Genomic DNA, 18365 nt, shown 5'->3' on the forward strand with positions numbered 1-18365 from the left:
ATACTGAGATAAAGAAATTCAATAAATTGTTTGTCCTTGTCATTCTGGAAGAATCTAGGATCTAGAAAGGTTCTCCCCCCGCCGAGGCGGGGGAAAAGGTGTACATAAGCTTACGGGTTATTAGTACTACTCGACTATGACATTACTGCCTTTACATCTATAGCCTATCAACGTGGTCATCTCCCACGACCCTTAAAAGAAATCTCATCTTGTGGTGGGTTTCGCGCTTATATGCTTTCAGCGCTTATCCCTTCCCAACGTAGCTACTCTGCGATGCTCCTGGCGGAACAACAGATACACTAGAGGTTAGTCCAATTCGGTCCTCTCGTACTAGAATCAGATCCACTCAAATTTCTTGCGCCCACAGTAGATAGAGACCGAACTGTCTCACGACGTTCTGAACCCAGCTCGCGTGCCACTTTAATGGGCGAACAGCCCAACCCTTGGGACCTTCTCCAGCCCCAGGATGTGACGAGCCGACATCGAGGTGCCAAACCCCCCCGTCGATATGAGCTCTTGGGGGAGATCAGCCTGTTATCCCCGGCGTACCTTTTATCCTTTGAGCGATGGCCCTTCCATGCGGAACCACCGGATCACTATGCTCTACTTTCGTACCTGATCGACCTGTATGTCTCTCAGTCAAGCTCCCTTATGCCATTGCACTCTACGCACGGTTACCAAGCGTACTGAGGGAACCTTTAGAAGCCTCCGTTACTCTTTTGGAGGCGACCACCCCAGTCAAACTACCCACCAAGCAATGTCCCCCGTTTTCGGGGTTAGGCCTCAGATAAACAAAGGGTTGTATTTCAACAATGACTCCACAACGCCTAGCGACGCCACTTCACAGTCTCCAACCTATCCTACACATCATTTATCCAAGGTCAATACTAAGCTATAGTAAAGGTGCACAGGGTCTTTTCGTCCCACTGCGGGTAAACGGCATCTTCACCGTTACTACAATTTCACCGAGCTCATGGCTGAGACAGTGTCCAGATCGTTACACCATTCGTGCAGGTCGGAACTTACCCGACAAGGAATTTCGCTACCTTAGGACCGTTATAGTTACGGCCGCCGTTTACTGGGGCTTCAATTCAATGCTTCTTCTTGCGAATAACATCTCCTCTTAACCTTCCAGCACCGGGCAGGTGTCAGGCCCTATACTTCATCTTACGATTTTGCAGAGCCCTGTGTTTTTGATAAACAGTCGCCTGGACCTCTTCACTGCGGCCAGCATTGCTGCTGGCGACCCTTCTCCCGAAGTTACGGGTCTATTTTGCCTAATTCCTTAGCCATGAATCTCTCGAGCACCTTAGGATTCTCTCCTCGACTACCTGTGTCGGTTTGCGGTACGGGTACTTATAATCTGAAGTTTAGAGGTTTTTCTTGGAAGCCCTTAGGTGTACTATCTCTTTGTCCGAAGACGCCGAGTACTATCGTATTTCCCCAAGCCGCGTGGATTTGCCTGCGCAGCCTATAGGTAGGTACTTCAACGAACTATTCCGTCAGTTCGCGACACTTTCATCACTCCGTCACCCCATCACAATTATAACTAGTACGGGAATATTAACCCGTTGTCCATCGACTGTCCCTTTCGGGTTCGCCTTAGGTCCCGACTAACCCACAGCTGATTAGCATAGCTGTGGAAACCTTAGTCTTTCGGTGTGCGGGTTTCTCGCCCGCATTATCGTTACTTATGCCTACATTTTCTTTTCTAACCAGTCCAGCATGCTTTACAACACACCTTCTACCCTGTTAGAATGCTCCCCTACCACTTGATAACTTAATATCAAATCCATAGCTTCGGTAATATGTTTATGCCCGATTATTATCCATGCTCGTCCGCTCGACTAGTGAGCTGTTACGCACTCTTTAAATGAATGGCTGCTTCCAAGCCAACATCCTAGCTGTCTGGGCAGACAAACCTCGTTCTTTCAACTTAACATATATTTGGGGACCTTAGCTGATGGTCTGGGTTCTTTCCCTCTCGGACTTGGACCTTAGCACCCAAGCCCTCACTGCTGGTAAACATTATATAGCATTCGGAGTTTGTCAGGAATTGGTAGGCGGTGAAGCCCCCGCATCCAATCAGTAGCTCTACCTCTATATAACTTTATGACCAACGCTGCACCTAAATGCATTTCGGGGAGTACGAGCTATTTCCGAGTTTGATTGGCCTTTCACCCCTACCCACAGGTCATCCGAAGACTTTTCAACGTCAACCGGTTCGGACCTCCACTGTGTGTTACCACAGCTTCATCCTGCCCATGGGTAGATCACACGGTTTCGCGTCTAACACTACTGACTAAAGCGCCCTATTCAGACTCGCTTTCGCTACGGATCCGTGGCTTAACCACTTATCCTTGCCAGCAACGTTAACTCGTAGGCTCATTATGCAAAAGGCACGCCGTCACCCCACGAAAGGGCTCCGACCGCTTGTAAGCGTATGGTTTCAGGATCTATTTCACTCCGTTATTCACGGTTCTTTTCACCTTTCCCTCACGGTACTGGTTCACTATCGGTCTCTCAGGAGTATTTAGCCTTAGCGGATGGTCCCGCCAAATTCAGACAGGGTTTCACGTGCCCCGCCCTACTCAGGATACCACTATCCTTTACACTTATTACTTATACGAGGCTATCACTCTCTATGGCTCTACTTTCCAGTAGATTCTAATTCTTTGTGCAAGAAATGTCGTGGTCCTACAACCCCAACATTGCCGTAACAACATTGGTTTGGGCTAATCCGCGTTCGCTCGCCACTACTTACGGAATCACTTTTGTTTTCTTCTCCTCCGCCTACTTAGATGTTTCAGTTCAGCGGGTTTGCCCACCTATCGGTGTACTATGTCTTCAACATAGCGGGTTGCCCCATTCAGGTATTTACGGATCGTATCGTGTGTGCCAATCCCCGTAACTTTTCGCAGCTTATCACGCCTTTCATCGCCTCTGAGAGCCTAGGCATCCCCCATACGCCCTTATTTTGCTTATTGTACCAATCTTAAAATTAATTAAGACCGTTTTGTTTCGATTTTCTAATAAATTAGAAAATCTGCTTTCTACTTTTTAATTTTTTCTTATCTCAATATGTCAATGAACTTTTTCTTTTAGACTTTTAGATGATAGACTAATAGATAATAGACTTACGTCTCTCATCTTTTTATCTATTATCTTTTTGCCTTAAGATAGTGGAGAATAACGGAGTCGAACCGTTGACCTCCTGCGTGCAAGGCAGGCGCTCTAGCCAGCTGAGCTAATCCCCCATTTTTTAGTGGCAGTTAACAGTTTTCAGTTAACAGTACTTAAAACGGCTTCACTCAACCTCTAAAATTTCCTTTTATTCTGAATTTATTTCAGAATCTTTAAGTCTAAAATAGTTGTCTCGGACAGACTCGAACTGTCGACCCCTACATTATCAGTGTAGTACTCTAACCAGCTGAGCTACGAGACACTCTTTTTCTTAAAAATAAAACCGTCATCATAACGGTCTTACGTGTATTATTTGAACTAACAGCGAGAGTAATTAAATCCTTGGATTCTTTCCATTATAATCTTTCGTCTTCTTTCCTAAAAGTGTTGCAAGCAACTAACATTTAGGCTCTAGAAAGGAGGTGTTCCAGCCGCACCTTCCGGTACGGCTACCTTGTTACGACTTAGCCCTAGTTACCAGTTTTACCCTAGGCAGCTCCTTGCGGTCACCGACTTCAGGCACCCCCAGCTTCCATGGCTTGACGGGCGGTGTGTACAAGGCCCGGGAACGTATTCACCGGATCATGGCTGATATCCGATTACTAGCGATTCCAGCTTCACGGAGTCGAGTTGCAGACTCCGATCCGAACTGTGACCGGTTTTGTAGATTCGCTCCTGGTCACCCAGTGGCTGCTCTCTGTACCGGCCATTGTAGCACGTGTGTAGCCCAAGGCGTAAGGGCCGTGATGATTTGACGTCATCCCCACCTTCCTCTCAGTTTGCACTGGCAGTCTCGTTAGAGTTCCCGACATGACTCGCTGGCAACTAACAACAGGGGTTGCGCTCGTTATAGGACTTAACCTGACACCTCACGGCACGAGCTGACGACAACCATGCAGCACCTTGTAAATTGTCTTGCGAAAAAACTGTTTCCAGTCCGGTCAATCTACATTTAAGCCTTGGTAAGGTTCCTCGCGTATCATCGAATTAAACCACATGCTCCACCGCTTGTGCGGGCCCCCGTCAATTCCTTTGAGTTTCATTCTTGCGAACGTACTCCCCAGGTGGGATACTTATCACTTTCGCTTAGCCACTGAACTTGCGCCCAACAGCTAGTATCCATCGTTTACGGCGTGGACTACCAGGGTATCTAATCCTGTTCGCTACCCACGCTTTCGTCCATCAGCGTCAATCCATTAGTAGTAACCTGCCTTCGCAATTGGTATTCCATGTAATCTCTAAGCATTTCACCGCTACACTACATATTCTAGTTACTTCCTAATAATTCAAGTCCTACAGTATCAATGGCCGTTTCCCCGTTGAGCGGGGAGATTTCACCACTGACTTATAAGACCGCCTACGGACCCTTTAAACCCAATGATTCCGGATAACGCTTGGATCCTCCGTATTACCGCGGCTGCTGGCACGGAGTTAGCCGATCCTTATTCTTACAGTACCGTCAAGTCCCGACACGTCGGGATGTTTCTTCCTGTACAAAAGCAGTTTACAATCCATAGGACCGTCATCCTGCACGCGGCATGGCTGGATCAGGCTTGCGCCCATTGTCCAATATTCCTCACTGCTGCCTCCCGTAGGAGTCTGGTCCGTGTCTCAGTACCAGTGTGGGGGATCTCCCTCTCAGGACCCCTACCCATCGTAGCCTTGGTATGCCGTTACCATACCAACTAGCTAATGGGACGCATGCTCATCTTTTGCCGTTGTGACTTTAATTATAATATGATGCCATACTATAATACTATGAGGTATTAATCCAAATTTCTCTGGGCTATCCCTCTGCAAAAGGTAGATTGCATACGCGTTACGCACCCGTGCGCCGGTCTCTTGGTCCGAAAACCAATACCCCTCGACTTGCATGTGTTAAGCCTGCCGCTAGCGTTCATCCTGAGCCAGGATCAAACTCTTCATCGTATATTGTTTGCTTAATAAATTAAGCTATTGTTATTCGACTCAAATTCTAGTGGTTTTTTAAATCTTCCGATTCTCTTACTCTCTTTATTATTGTCCCGATAAATCGGGACGGCTGTCAATTCAATATGTCTAGGAACGTGTCTTTCTTTTTTTTAAGCGAGACGCGATAAATCGTCGTCTTTACTTGAGTGCCAGCCTTTCGATTAGCGGGTGCAAAAGTAACAAAGTCTTTTCTTTCTGGCAAGCTTTTTGTGAAGTTTTTTTGAAAAATATTTTTTCCTTTCTTCTTAATTTTCTTGTCAGTTTTTCAAGGAACATTGCTCATTTAGCGGGGTGCAAATGTAACACTCTTTTTTATTATTCGCAAACTTTTTTTAAACCTTTTTTGAAAATAAATCTTCTCTTGATTTCTTCTTGTTTGCCAGTGTTTATAAGAACTTGTGCGTCATTGCGGGTGCAAAAGTAGTGAGTGTTTTCGATTAAACAACACCCTTTTCAATCTTTTTTAAAACTATTTTTTAATGAACTGGTTTTTCGGTATTTACAACCACTCTTTTTTGGGGATCTGCCATTTTTAGACACGCCTTTTTGGGAATTGTATCGGTTTTAGTGCGTTTTGAGCGCGCTTGTATTGAAACGGAACGCCGATTAACACGAATTCGCTAAAGCGAAAACGCAGACAAAAACGGATTTTTATCCCGAAATGACCTGAAAAACCCTTCCTCCACCCCCTTCAAGGCAGATTCGAAGGGCATTTGGGACAGCTCGTCCCTATTTACAATTGGCAAAGTATTGCTGCAGTTACGGTAGATAATTACTATACACTTACTATATAGTTACTATACAGTTACTATACAGTTACTATACAGTTGCTATATATATGCTTTATACATACTTTATCCATACTTCAGACCTACACCATCTCTATCTTTACCCCTGCTTTTGCACCATCAAAGTCAGTGCTATCAACTATACTTCAGGTGTTTTTGTTTTGCAACGGCAGATTTATGGTCCAATTCACGAGCAGAAGAACTCATGGATTTCGACACTCCAAAATATATTTCTAATCGTATTTGAGGAGGATATCGATCGTTTTCACACCTCAAGTTGCTGAATTTCAGAACATTTACCCATATCCAATCACTGCTTTCTATTTCAAACATTACATCCAATGGCTTAATACATATAAGGATATGGCGGTTTTTAAAAAAGAAGAGGGGTGTCAAAACGAATGTTCCAGCCGACAGCAGTGGATAGATCTTGTAAAAACTAGTCTATATATAGTACACCCATTTAAAAACAGCCGTTGCCGTTTTCGACTGCGTTGGGGATAGCAGTGGAAATCCTTTTCTGCAGGCGTTCCGCACAAAAGATTACTTCACCATGTTTCTATTTTTTATTGGAGGCCATCGAAATTCGTTTGAAACGGATAGCAGGAAATAGCTCCTGAAAAAATCAGTCCTATATAGTGTATGTATTTAAAATCGGATGCGAAATTTTACGCTTGAGCAAAATATAGCAATGAAGTACTCTATTGAAAAACCCTGTAAACTTCGTTGTGGATAGCATAACCCCTATAAAACAAAAAGCCGCTACCTAAAATTGGCAGCGGCTTTCTATTATAGTTTACCCCAAGAAAGTTACTTCTTTTCGTTAATGGCCTTGTTTAACCAAAAATTGGTCAAATCATCATAATCAACTGGTGTAGCTGGAGGTTGATTAATCAATCTTCCCGATTCGAAGGCTCTTACCAATATGGTTTCGATTAAATAATCTTCGTTGACCTGATATGGAGCATAAGGTGTTTTCAGGTTAAGATCAAACATTTTGGCGGTGGTGTTGGACCAAAAGGCCGTCCATCCACTTTTTAGGGTTCTTACCAATTCATAAGTTGTGATGCCGGTTTGACGATGAATCAACTTGATGAGTATCTGACCTTGCTTGCGGGAAAGTTTTTTGAGTCTGGCTTCAAATTCGTTGTTAAGGTAGTCTTCGATAATTTTGAAATATTTCTTTTTATCTTTGGCTGTTTTCATACTTTTCATTCCTCGATTTAATGCCGTCAATCGCTCGGAAGCCATTTTGGCATAAGGATAGGTTTTATAAACTCGGTTTTTGAGAAGATCGAATTGCTTCTTGGACTCTACATCCACTTTTCCTTTATAGATAACTATTTCTTCCAATTGAATGGTATCATTAAATATAGTATCATTTTCCGTCAAGACATAACCCATTTTGGCTGTGTCATTTTGAACTTGTTGTGCATTGGACGAAATTGAGAGGAAAAGAAAAAACAAAAGGAAATTAACAATCTTCATATTCTAAAATTTATATGTCACAAAATTATACATTATATATAGAACTGTGATACCAAATTTATAATTTAGCAAAAAATAATTTTTATGAGTTCAAAATCGATATTAAAAAAGACTTCGCTAACGTTTTTAGAAAACTACCTTAACAATGCTTCTCCAACTGGATACGAAAGTTCGGGTCAAAAACTGTGGATGGAGTACCTAAAACCTTATGTGGACACTTTTATTACGGATACCTATGGAACTGCGGTGGGGGTTATCAATCCGGATGCTCCTTACAAAGTAGTAATTGAAGGTCACGCCGATGAAATTTCTTGGTACGTGAATTACATCACCGATGATGGGTTGATTTACGTGATTCGAAATGGAGGTTCCGATCATCAAATTGCGCCTTCAAAACGAGTTAACATTCATACCAAGAAAGGAATCGTGAAAGGTGTTTTTGGATGGCCAGCCATTCATACCCGCAATCGAGGCAAGGAAGAGGCTCCAAAAATAGACAACTTATTCATTGACATTGGTTGTTCCAAAAAAGAAGAAGTGGATGCACTGGGAGTTCACGTGGGTTGCGTGATTACCTATCCTGATGAATTTATGGTTTTGAACGAAAACAAATTTGTTTGTCGCGCCATAGATAATCGAATGGGTGGATTCATGATTGCCGAAGTGGCTCGTTTGCTGCACGAAAACAAAATCAAGCTTCCTTTTGGATTGTATATTACCAATTCCGTTCAAGAAGAAGTGGGACTTCGCGGTGCCGAAATGATTACCAAAACCATCAAACCCAATGCCGCCATCATAACCGATGTTTGCCACGATTCCACTACTCCAATGATTGAAAAGAAAATCGAGGGAGAAACCAAAATCGGAAAAGGTCCCGTTATTACTTATGCGCCGGCGGTTCAAAACAATTTGAGGGAGCTTATATTGGATACAGCCGAAGAGAAAAAAATTCCTTTTCAAAGATTGGCTTCTTCAAGAGTTACCGGAACGGATACCGATGCTTTTGCCTACAGCAATGGTGGAGTTGCCTCGGCATTAATTTCGTTGCCGCTGCGTTACATGCACACCACGGTTGAAATGGTGCATCGCGATGATGTGGAAAACGTGATCAAATTGATATATGAAACTTTATTAAAAATGGAAAACAACGAAACGTTTTCTTATTTCAAATAGAATTGTATCCATCTAAAAGCCAAAATCCTTTCCTTTTATCGAAAAAGAGGAAAGGATTTTTTATTTCCAGTTTCATCGAGCAATGGTCAAACTCACTTCCTGGTTCAATTCCAATTCTGTATCGTGATTGAAGAAAATGGCTTTTCTTTCGAAAGCGGCTTTGACCAAATAATGGCTTCCCTTGAAATAACATTGTTTCACAATGGCTTTCATTTTTCCCTCTTCAACCACTTTCAGTTGATACGGATACAACAAAAGCGTTTGGTCTATTTCATCTGAATCGGTAAAATGAGATAGTTTCAACTCGTTGACTTCTCCAAAAAGAGAGGCAACATAATAACTGGGCGGATTGTCGTGTAATTCTTTGGAATTTCCCTTGGCAATCAATTTCCCGTTTTGCAGCACGATGGTTTCATCCGAAAAGGACAAAGCTTCGTTGCTGTCGTGGGTGGCAATGACGCAAGTGATTTGCTTTTTCTTGAAATAATTAAATAAATTGCGGCGCAAGGCATTTTTCCTGAAGGAATCGATCTGGCTAAAAGGTTCGTCCAACAAAAGAATTTCGGGCTCCAATGCCAAAACTCTTGCCAAAGCGACTCTTTGTTGTTGGCCTCCGCTCAAGTATTTTGCCTTTACTTTGGCAAATTCGGTCATTTCGACCATTCCCAACAGTTCATGAACTCGTGCTTTTTTCTCGGCTTTATAAATATTGGACAAAAACTTGCCCACGTTTTCTTCGACAGTCACGTAAGGCATCAAATCAAAATCCTGCGCCAAATATTTGATGTAATCTTCACCCGGAATTAGATTGTATTTGGGTCCCAGAATAGGTTCGCCATTATATGCTATTTCCCCATTATCCAAATCATGTAAACCATACATCAATTTCAACAAGGTGCTTTTACCGCAACCACTTTCGCCAATAACAGCCACATTCTGGCCTTTGGCAATTTCGAAACTAATGTTTTCGATAACGGGATTTTCAATATAAGTGAAGGAAATATTTTTTACTTGAAGCATTTTCTGTGTTTAAAAGTGCAAATTTACAATGTTTATTAAAAGTAAACCTTATATGATTTTAATGAATTTATTTCTATATTTTAGCCTTGAAATTTTTAAAACTTAACCCTAAACTAAATGAAGAATATCTACATAATGCTGGCCGTTTTTTTTGGAACTTTAATTTGGTCGATTACCAATCCAAAAGAAGGTTTCACTTGTTTCCTGGAAATTATTCCGGCAATAATTGGCGTTTTGGTATTGGCCTTTACTTTCAATAAATTTAGGTTTACCAATTTTACTTATTTCTTGATCCTGATTCATTGCATTATTCTGTTCGTTGGCGGACATTATACTTACGCCGAAGTGCCGCTGTTTGATTACATCAGGGAAATTTTTCATCAAAGCAGGAATAATTATGACAAAGTGGGTCACTTTGCCCAAGGCTTAATTCCAGCAATGATTATTAGGGAGTTGTTTATTCGCAAGAAAGTAATCAGCAATCAACGCTTTTTTAACTTCATTATTGTTTCCATTTGTTTGGCGATAAGTGCGGCTTACGAATGGATCGAATGGGGAGTTTCAATTGCAACCGGAGATGGAGGCGATGCTTTTTTGGGAACACAAGGTTATGTTTGGGACACGCAATCGGACATGTTGTTTGCCACAATTGGAGCAATTGTTGGACTAATCCTGTTTTCAAAAATTCAGGATAGCCAACTGGAGAAAATACAAAAGTCTGTTTAAATCCTAGAATTCAAACAGACTTTATAGCTTTTTAAGTTGAGCTTAAATCAAAAAATTATTTTTTGTTCAAAGCAGCACTCATTTCCATTGAGATGGCAGAACGCTCCATTTTCAGTTTTCCAGCCATTGTTTCGATAACAACAGTTCCTTCTGAAAGTTCGGCCACTTTTCCGTGAAGTCCACTTTTGGTGATGATTTTATCGCCTACTTTTAAAGTGCTTTCGAATTCTTTTTCTTGTTTGGCTCTTTTTTGTTGTGGTCTAATCATGAAGAAATAGATAACGACAAACATTAATAGAAACGGTGCAAATTGAGTTAATTGTTCCATAATTTTAAATTCTTTTTGTTATTTTGATTATTGTTGTTTTTTGCTTTTTACATTAACCCGCGACCCACTTTCTGGATTCGTTTGTTGGTTTCCAATTCTTTGACCAAATTATCCAAAATTCCGTTGATAAAAATACTGCTTTTTGGCGTGGAATATTCTTTGGCCAATTCCAGATATTCGTTCAAAGTAACTTTCACGGGAATCGACGGGAATTTCAAAAATTCGCAAATCGCCATTTTGAGGATAATCGTGTCCATTTCGGCAATCCTGTCGCTGTCCCAGTTGGGGGTTTTATCGTCATATTCTTTGGCCAATTCTTTTTCGTTCAAGACTGTTTTTCGGAACAAATCTCGGACAAAATCCTTGTCTTCATTGTCCTTGAATAATTTTGGAACCCTGAAATTCCCTTCTTCAACATTTTTTATGGCTTTCAATTGCTTGATAATTTCAGTGTTTACCACCGGAATATCGTCAATCCAGGTCAGCTTGTGGTCTTCCAGATAATCGTAAAGTTTTTCATTTGGAACAATCACGTCCATAAACAAATCAACGATAAAATCCTTGTCTTCCTGGAATGTGTTTACCGAATTAAGCATGTAATTTTGGTACAATTTGCTTTGCTTGATGTCATTGAGAAGCAGCAAAATATAGTCATCGTTCAATGTCCAATTGTCAATTTTGCGATTTTCCAATGCTATGCTCAACGAATTGTTTTCGGCAAGTATTTGAAAAATAGCGTTTTTGATAAACTTTTCGTTGGGTTTGCGCTCTTGCGGAGTGGCAAGATGTTTTTGACTGGAGAGGTGCAAAAAGATGGTTTCTTTTTTGCAAATTTCTATCAGGGCGGACAGCATTATAAGATATAAATCCTGCATGGCATCAATACTGTAGTAAAGGAATTTTTCTTCTTTTACCAAATCATCTGAACCATTTTGATGCATCGCATAAATGGATTGCATGACCTTAACGCGAATATGTCTTCTATTTACCACCTTGTAAGAACTTTTATTAAATTAGTTTGCAAAAATAAGTATTTCATTTTTTAAAATATAATTAAACTTGAAAAATATCTGAATTTCATCTTACCTTTGAATTTCTTAAGAATCATTACACGTCATGAAAGAATTACTATATCTCAATAAATACTTTGTCAAATACAAATTCAGCTTTTTGCTGGGAATCATCATTACCATAGTTGCCCAAATATTTTCCCTGTTCACGCCAAAATTAATCAGCCAATCATTTAAGGCAATCGAAGATTTCGCAAAAGACGAAACGGTGTCCAAATCCTTTATCCAGCAGGAATTAGTCTCTAATATCCTCTTGATAATTGCCACGACAATCATTGCGGGTTTCCTGACTTTCTTGATGCGACAAACCCTTATCGTGATGTCGCGCCACATCGAATTCGATTTGAAAAACGAGGTTTTCAGGCAATACGAAAACCTGTCGCAGAATTTCTACAAACAAAACCGAACGGGAGATTTGATGAACCGCATCAGCGAAGATGTTTCCAAGGTGAGAATGTACGTTGGTCCTGCCGTGATGTACACCATAAATACGATTATTCGTTTTGCCATCGTGATCGTGTACATGTTCAACGTATCGCCGTTGCTGACTTTGTACACCTTGCTCCCCTTGCCTATTTTGTCGTATGCGATATTTAGAATTAGTTCCGAGATCAATAAAAGAAGCACCGTTTTCCAACAATATTTATCCAAAGTTTCCAGTTTTACCCAGGAAATATTTTCGGGAATCCGGGTTATAAAAGCCTATTCATTGGAAGACCAACACCAAAACAACATGGTGGAATTGGCAGACGAAAGCAAAAGCAAGAGTTTGAGTTTGGCCAGAATCCAGGCTTTATTTGGCCCCTTGATGATGGCACTTATCGGAATAAGCAACTTGGTCGTGATTTATTTTGGTGGAATAATGTACATCAACGGCACCATCAAAAGCATTGGAACCATTGCCGAATTTATCCTGTACGTGAACATGCTGACTTGGCCGGTAGCTTCGTTGGGTTGGGTTTCGTCCATGGTTCAAGAAGCCGAAGCCTCCCAAAAACGCATCAACGAATTCCTTAAAATCGAACCGGAAATACAAAACAACAACCCGGAAAGATCGATTATCGAAGGCACGATTACTTTCGAAAACGTGAGCTACACCTACGAAGACACCAATATAAAAGCATTGGAAAACGTTACTTTCACGGTTCACAAAGGCGAAACTTTGGCCATTCTCGGAAAAACAGGCTCTGGAAAATCGACCATAGTTTCCTTGATTTCCCGTTTGTATGATGTAACCGACGGACATATCAGGATTGACGGAAAAGAAATTAGCACCGTGAATTTATATGATTTGCGAAACAGCATCGGTATTGTGCCCCAAGACGCCTTTTTGTTCTCGGACAGCATCAAAAACAACATCAAGTTTGGCAAAGAAAATGCCACTGACGAAGAAGTACAGGCTGCCGCCAAAAGTGCCGTGGTGCATGACAATATCATGGGTTTCAACAAACAATATGAAACCATTCTGGGCGAAAGGGGAATCACGCTTTCGGGTGGACAAAAACAAAGGGTTTCCATAGCAAGGGCGATTATCAAAAACCCTGAAATTCTGCTCTTTGACGATTGCTTGTCGGCAGTGGATACCGAAACCGAAGAAGCCATTTTGAACAACTTGCATGAAATTTGCAAGGACAAAACCACCATTATTGTCAGTCACAGGGTATCATCGGCAAAGAATGCCGATCGAATTATCATCCTTGATGAAGGTCGAATTATTGAACAAGGTTCTCATAATCAATTGATAAATGAAGAAGGCTATTATGCAGCCTTGTATTTGAAACAACTTTCTGAAAAAGAATTGCAATAATTGTTGTATAATACATATATTTTTTGGATTTTTGGTTACTGCTTAACAACCATAAATAGACAGAAGGATTATGAGAGAAAATGACATATTAGAAAAAGAAGAGATTTTTTCAAAAGTATTACGAGCTGGAAGAAGAACTTATTTCTTTGATGTAAGAGCCACAAAAGCCGACGATTATTACATTACCATTACCGAAAGCAAGAAGTTTACCGAAATAGACGGCTCTTTTCACTTCAAGAAGCACAAAATATATTTATACAAAGAAGATTTTGCCGCTTTTGCAGAAATTTTAGAGGAAATGACTTCCTACGTTTTGAACCACAAAGGCGAAGAAGTAATCTCCGAAAGACACCAAAAAGATTTCAAAAAGGAATATTCCGAAAAAGAACAAGAGGAATTAGCCTTGCCATCAACATCAAGTTTCACCGATATTGATTTTGACGATATTTAATTTTCAACCAACCAATATATAACTAACCAAACCAACCTTGTCAAGTCCGAAAGTCGAAAGATTTTCGGACTTTTCTTTTGTCGTGCAACAACCGATTCAGCCATACAAAATCCGTTGGCAATAATTCAAATATCTGCTATATTTGCAATGTGACTGGCAATAAATGGAAACAAACTATCTTTCATACAAACCTATCAAATCAGCAGAAGAAATAATGTGCCCCTTCATCATGTTCAAAAGCCCATTTCTATCTGTATTGCGAGACAAAACACCAAGTCGAGTGTCTAAAGCGTAAACCCTAAAATGATAATGGTGTATCCCGCTGCCAGGACAAGGACCGCTATACTTATTTTCACCCATGCTGTTTCTGCCCTGGAATCCTGGTTTGCTGTTTTCTTTAATCACGTTGTTCCTTACAGGAATGTCCCACATCACCCAATGTGAAAATGTTCCACCGGGTGCATCGGGATCATCCATAATAATGGCCAGACTTTTTGCATTTGAAGGAATATCTTCTATCATCAAATCCGGATTTATGTTTGTTCCGTCACAAGTATATTTTGCTGGGATAAATCCATTGTTCTTGAAAGCGAAACTTTTCACCGTCAAGGTTGTTGTTGCTATTGTTGCCATAATGTATAGTATTATCAGGTTCATAATCGAGTGTGTCGAATACCATTAATTTAAGTCTTTAATATTTTACAGCTTTTTGGGAAACCTTTTCTTTGTTTGCCCATGCTTGTTTACCCACTTTTTGGCATTGGTTATTGCTATGGCAATAATTCTGCCCTCCTCCATATTCCCTTTTTCGAATAACGCATTGGCAATCTCGATGGCTTTATTGCGAACCGTTTGAGAAAGATTCTTCATCGCGTTGGGATAATCTGCTTTAGTCCAAGGCATGCCATTTCATTTTAACGTTTTCTGTCGAATCCTGATAATGGCCATCGTTATTATAATATTTTTAAATAACGACAGCCTTTTTCTAATGCACCAATCGTTGCTCGTTGCACATTGCTGCACATTTACGACAGGCTTCGGCGCATTTTTTGCAATGTTCCATTTGTGGGTATTTATCGCATTCTTCGGCGCATCTTTCGCACATTTCTTGGCATAATCTTAAAAAAATGTCTGTATTATCAGAGTTTCTTTCGAATAATTGCCCCGTCAAACGGCAGATATCGGCACAATCCTGATCGTCCATCATGCATCGAGACATGTCTGTTTCTTTTTCTAGATGGCAGGCATCATAACAGTGTGTGCATTGGGCGGCACAAAAATTCAATACGTCAATAATTTTTTGCTTTTCCATTTTCAATGAGTATTTTAATTTATAAAATTGTTCGTATTAAAAAACTATCCTGAATGCCTAATCTTTCCAATCCGAGAATAGACATTTAAGTAGAATTAAATTTACGATATATTTTTATTTAAAATACTGAATTATAAGTAATTAACATTATTATAACTGCTAATTGAATTGCACTATTTTTTTTGCAAAATATTTTAAAATTATCCTATCCGCAACCCATTTTCAATCCTGAAATCGGGTGCCAACAAAATCACGTCGCCTACCTCGCCCATCGCCCCCAAAACCAGGCATTCGCTCATGAACTTCCCGATTTGCTTATTGGGAAAATTCACCACGGCAACAATCTGTCGATGCAACAAATCTGCTTTTTGATAGCGTTTGGTGATTTGTGCCGAAGTTTTTCGAATTCCGATATCGGAACCAAAATCAATCGTGAGTTGGTAAGCCGGTTTTCTGGCTTCGGGAAAATCATTGACTTCGAGAATGGTTCCCACGCGCATTTCCACTTTTTCGAATTCAGTCCAAGTTAAATCCATGGTTTGTTTGCTGTTTAAGTTCAAACTAATTTACCCTTTCCAGTCCAAAAAACAATACTTTTTCATAACTTTAAACTTTCAAAACAAACAAAAATGTCACGAACTCCTTCCAATATGTTGGCACTCGGAACCATTGCTCCCGAGTTTTATCTAAAAGACACCAATTCTAACGAAAGCTTTTCATTTTCAGATTTAAAAGGCGAAAAGGGAACTTTGGTCCTGTTTATCTGCAACCATTGCCCTTTTGTACATCACGTTCTGGAGGAAATTGTCATGATTGCCAATGACTATAGGGTTCAAGGCGTTGGAATTATTGCCATTTCCAGTAATGACGTGACAAATTACCCTCAAGATGCGCCTGAATTAATGAGGGAATTCGCCTTCGAAAACAAGTTCGAATTTCCTTATTTATACGATGAAACCCAAGAAGTGGCCAAAGCCTATGACGCTGCCTGCACTCCCGATTTCTTTTTGTTTGACAACCAGGATAAATTGGTCTATCGAGGACAATTGGACGACAGCCGACCTGGAAACGGCATTCCGTTAAGCGGAAGTGATTTGCGTGGTGCCATTGATGGCGTGATTTACAACCGAATCATCAACCCCAATCAAAAACCAAGTATGGGCTGCAATATTAAGTGGAAGTAGCTTTTTTTAACCCAACCGTCTCTTCGAGTGATTTTGAATAGTAATGCGACAGCTTTACTATTCAAAATTGTATCGAGAAGCCTATAATAGAGCGTTCTCGATACATTTTATAAAAAAAAGCTGTCGCATTTTTTTTATAAAACACTCGAACTGACGAATTGAATACCAAAATTGACATAAAAAAATCCCAAAACTCTCGCTTTGGGATTTGTAAAATCGTAAATCAAATATCGTAAATCGAATATTACTTCACGTCCATCAATTCTACGTCGAAAATCAAGGTGGCGTTTGGCGGAATTACGCCTCCAGCTCCTGCTGGTCCGTAACCTAAATCCGACGGAATAACGAAACGCGCTTTGTCTCCTACTTTCAACAAGGCAATTCCTTCGTCCCAACCTTCGATAACTTGACCGATTCCCAACTTGAATTCGATTGGTTTTTTTCTTGGATAAGAAGAATCAAAAACTTTTCCGTTCTCTAATGAACCTTCGTAGTGAACAGCAACTGTTTTTCCTTTTTCGGCTTGTTTACCGTCTCCTCTTTGGATGAATTGGTAGCGTAAACCACTTTCTGTTTTTTCGAAACCGGCAGCCAATTTTTCCATTTTTGCTTCTGATTCCGCTTTCAAGGCAGCAGCACGTTTTAGACGGGCACCTTTCAATCCCACGAAAGCTTCGATGGCATTCCAGTTCTTGGCTTCCTCACCCACTCTAAGAATTTCTACCGATTCCAAAGCATCACCTTGGGCAATGGCATCAACCACGTCTTGACCTTCAACCACATTTCCAAAAACAGTGTGTTTGTTGTCCAACCATGGCGTTGCCACATGCGTGATGAAAAATTGGGAACCGTTTGAACCTGGTCCAGAATTGGCCATCGACAAAACACCCGGCGCATCGTGACGCAAATCAGGATGAAACTCGTCGTCAAATTTGTATCCTGGATCTCCTGTTCCGGTTCCAAGAGGACAACCTCCTTGAATCATGAAATCTGGAATTACTCTATGAAATTTTAATCCATCGTAGAATTTTACCCCTTGAGGTTTTATTTTATTCTCCATATTTCCTTCTGCAAGAGCTACAAAGTTCCCTACAGTTCCCGGAGTTAAATCATGTGTTAGTTTAACCAAAATCGACCCTTTGGCGGTGTTGAATTTAGCGTATATTCCGTTTTCCATTTTTATTGTTTTTTATTGAGGTGCAAATTTACAAAAATTATTAGAGTTGACGATTTAAAAATCTGGCAAACACTTTAAAAAAAATCAGACACGAATTTCACGAATTAACACGAATTAAGTTGGCTTTAAAATTTCACGAAGCTGCAAATAGCAGAAAAAATTAGTGCTAATTCGTGAAATTCGTGTCAAAAAAAGCTGATTTAATACGTCATTTTCTGCATAAAATCTTCGCGAATCGGACTGAAAACGTCTATCAACAAACCGTCTTCCAGACAAACCACGCCGTGAACGATGTGTGGCGGAATATAAAAACAATCGCCTTGCTTCATTATTTTGGTCACGCCGCCAATGGTCACTTCAAAAGCGCCCTTGGCCACGTTGGTCACTTGCGAATGGTAATGTTCGTGGGGAGTTCCAACAGATCCTTTCTCGAAAAGAACGTTGACCATCATTATGGTGTCGTCATAGCCCATTATTTTGCGTTTGATACCTTCGCCGACTACTTCCCAGTCGAATTCGTCGTCTTTTATAAATTCCTTGCTTGCTCCAAAAGTTTGCATATTTTATTGTTTTTTATTGAGGTGCCAAATTACGAATTATTTTTTAGTTGTTCTTGATTGCATTGTCGCTGTGCGAAATCTCCCGACTTCGTACCCGCTGCTATATGCCGTTACAACTTTTAAACTT

The 18365-nt window shown here is 40.6% G+C and carries 15 protein-coding genes, 2 tRNA genes and 2 rRNA genes; 5 read left to right on the forward strand and 14 right to left on the reverse strand.

The window, feature by feature from the left end; all coding sequences use genetic code 11:
* Positions 1 to 100 precede the first annotated feature (100 nt).
* The 5 genes from OZP13_RS07740 to OZP13_RS07760 all read right to left on the reverse strand — a co-directional run bounded on the left by OZP13_RS07740 (position 101) and on the right by OZP13_RS07760 (position 7430).
* Positions 101 to 2987: ribosomal RNA gene (locus OZP13_RS07740) — 23S ribosomal RNA — on the reverse strand.
* A gap of 196 nt (positions 2988 to 3183) precedes the next feature.
* A tRNA-Ala gene (locus OZP13_RS07745) sits at positions 3184 to 3257 on the reverse strand.
* Positions 3258 to 3371: 114 nt separating this feature from the next.
* A tRNA-Ile gene (locus OZP13_RS07750) sits at positions 3372 to 3445 on the reverse strand.
* A gap of 153 nt (positions 3446 to 3598) precedes the next feature.
* A 16S ribosomal RNA gene (locus OZP13_RS07755) occupies positions 3599 to 5112 on the reverse strand.
* Together the 16S and 23S rRNA genes with 2 tRNA genes alongside form the textbook arrangement of a ribosomal RNA operon.
* A gap of 1640 nt (positions 5113 to 6752) precedes the next feature.
* Entirely contained in the window at positions 6753 to 7430 is a 678-nt protein-coding gene (locus OZP13_RS07760) for a DUF4294 domain-containing protein (RefSeq protein ID WP_281299241.1), read from the reverse strand.
* An 84-nt stretch (positions 7431 to 7514) separates the two neighbouring features.
* On the opposite strand from OZP13_RS07760, the gene OZP13_RS07765 reads away from it, so the two are divergent.
* Complete coding sequence (locus OZP13_RS07765) at positions 7515 to 8603, forward strand: M42 family metallopeptidase (RefSeq protein ID WP_281299242.1); 1089 nt, start codon at positions 7515 to 7517, stop codon at positions 8601 to 8603.
* 72 nt (positions 8604 to 8675) lie between these two features.
* Here OZP13_RS07765 and OZP13_RS07770 read toward each other — a convergent pair whose 3' ends face one another.
* Positions 8676 to 9623 carry an ABC transporter ATP-binding protein gene (locus OZP13_RS07770; protein ID WP_281299243.1) on the reverse strand — a complete coding sequence of 316 codons (948 nt, stop codon included), beginning with the start codon at positions 9621 to 9623 and terminating at the stop codon, positions 8676 to 8678.
* 117 nt (positions 9624 to 9740) lie between these two features.
* Between OZP13_RS07770 and OZP13_RS07775 the strand changes: the two genes are divergently transcribed.
* A complete protein-coding gene (locus tag OZP13_RS07775) occupies positions 9741 to 10349 on the forward strand; it encodes a DUF2238 domain-containing protein (RefSeq protein WP_281299244.1) in 609 nt (202 codons plus the stop codon).
* Positions 10350 to 10404: 55 nt separating this feature from the next.
* On the opposite strand, the gene yajC is transcribed toward OZP13_RS07775, so the two are convergent.
* Both yajC and nusB read right to left on the reverse strand, forming a co-directional pair.
* A complete protein-coding gene (yajC, locus tag OZP13_RS07780) occupies positions 10405 to 10677 on the reverse strand; it encodes a preprotein translocase subunit YajC (RefSeq protein WP_281299245.1) in 273 nt (90 codons plus the stop codon).
* Positions 10678 to 10724: 47 nt separating this feature from the next.
* Positions 10725 to 11636 (reverse strand): transcription antitermination factor NusB, encoded by a 912-nt coding sequence (gene nusB / locus OZP13_RS07785; protein WP_281299435.1) that lies wholly within the window; start codon positions 11634 to 11636, stop codon positions 10725 to 10727.
* A gap of 157 nt (positions 11637 to 11793) precedes the next feature.
* Here nusB and OZP13_RS07790 point away from each other — a divergent pair, with 157 nt between their 5' ends.
* Positions 11794 to 13554, forward strand: coding sequence for an ABC transporter ATP-binding protein (locus OZP13_RS07790; protein ID WP_281299246.1), 1761 nt, complete (start codon positions 11794 to 11796; stop codon positions 13552 to 13554).
* Between the two features lie 70 nt (positions 13555 to 13624).
* The gene (locus OZP13_RS07795; RefSeq protein WP_269243306.1) at positions 13625 to 14005 is read left to right on the forward strand and encodes a PUR family DNA/RNA-binding protein; all 381 of its coding nucleotides are present in this window, start codon (positions 13625 to 13627) and stop codon (positions 14003 to 14005) included.
* A 174-nt stretch (positions 14006 to 14179) separates the two neighbouring features.
* On the opposite strand, the gene OZP13_RS07800 is transcribed toward OZP13_RS07795, so the two are convergent.
* The 4 genes from OZP13_RS07800 to OZP13_RS07815 all read right to left on the reverse strand — a co-directional run bounded on the left by OZP13_RS07800 (position 14180) and on the right by OZP13_RS07815 (position 15853).
* Positions 14180 to 14638 (reverse strand): YbhB/YbcL family Raf kinase inhibitor-like protein, encoded by a 459-nt coding sequence (locus tag OZP13_RS07800; RefSeq protein ID WP_281299247.1) that lies wholly within the window; start codon positions 14636 to 14638, stop codon positions 14180 to 14182.
* A gap of 66 nt (positions 14639 to 14704) precedes the next feature.
* Complete coding sequence (locus OZP13_RS07805) at positions 14705 to 14908, reverse strand: DUF2188 domain-containing protein (RefSeq protein ID WP_281299248.1); 204 nt, start codon at positions 14906 to 14908, stop codon at positions 14705 to 14707.
* Positions 14909 to 14990: 82 nt separating this feature from the next.
* Positions 14991 to 15317 carry a four-helix bundle copper-binding protein gene (locus tag OZP13_RS07810; protein WP_281299249.1) on the reverse strand — a complete coding sequence of 109 codons (327 nt, stop codon included), beginning with the start codon at positions 15315 to 15317 and terminating at the stop codon, positions 14991 to 14993.
* Positions 15318 to 15517: 200 nt separating this feature from the next.
* Positions 15518 to 15853, reverse strand: coding sequence for a tRNA-binding protein (locus tag OZP13_RS07815; RefSeq protein WP_281299250.1), 336 nt, complete (start codon positions 15851 to 15853; stop codon positions 15518 to 15520).
* Positions 15854 to 15946: 93 nt separating this feature from the next.
* On the opposite strand from OZP13_RS07815, the gene OZP13_RS07820 reads away from it, so the two are divergent.
* The gene (locus OZP13_RS07820) at positions 15947 to 16501 is read left to right on the forward strand and encodes a thioredoxin family protein (protein WP_281299251.1); all 555 of its coding nucleotides are present in this window, start codon (positions 15947 to 15949) and stop codon (positions 16499 to 16501) included.
* Between the two features lie 244 nt (positions 16502 to 16745).
* On the opposite strand, the gene OZP13_RS07825 is transcribed toward OZP13_RS07820, so the two are convergent.
* A complete protein-coding gene (locus tag OZP13_RS07825) occupies positions 16746 to 17678 on the reverse strand; it encodes a peptidylprolyl isomerase (RefSeq protein ID WP_281299252.1) in 933 nt (310 codons plus the stop codon).
* A 200-nt stretch (positions 17679 to 17878) separates the two neighbouring features.
* Complete coding sequence (locus OZP13_RS07830; protein ID WP_269243311.1) at positions 17879 to 18238, reverse strand: cupin domain-containing protein; 360 nt, start codon at positions 18236 to 18238, stop codon at positions 17879 to 17881.
* Between the last annotated feature and the right edge of the window lie 127 nt (positions 18239 to 18365).

Origin of the sequence: Flavobacterium limnophilum (assembly GCF_027111315.2) — a bacterium.
GTDB lineage: Bacteria > Bacteroidota > Bacteroidia > Flavobacteriales > Flavobacteriaceae > Flavobacterium > Flavobacterium limnophilum.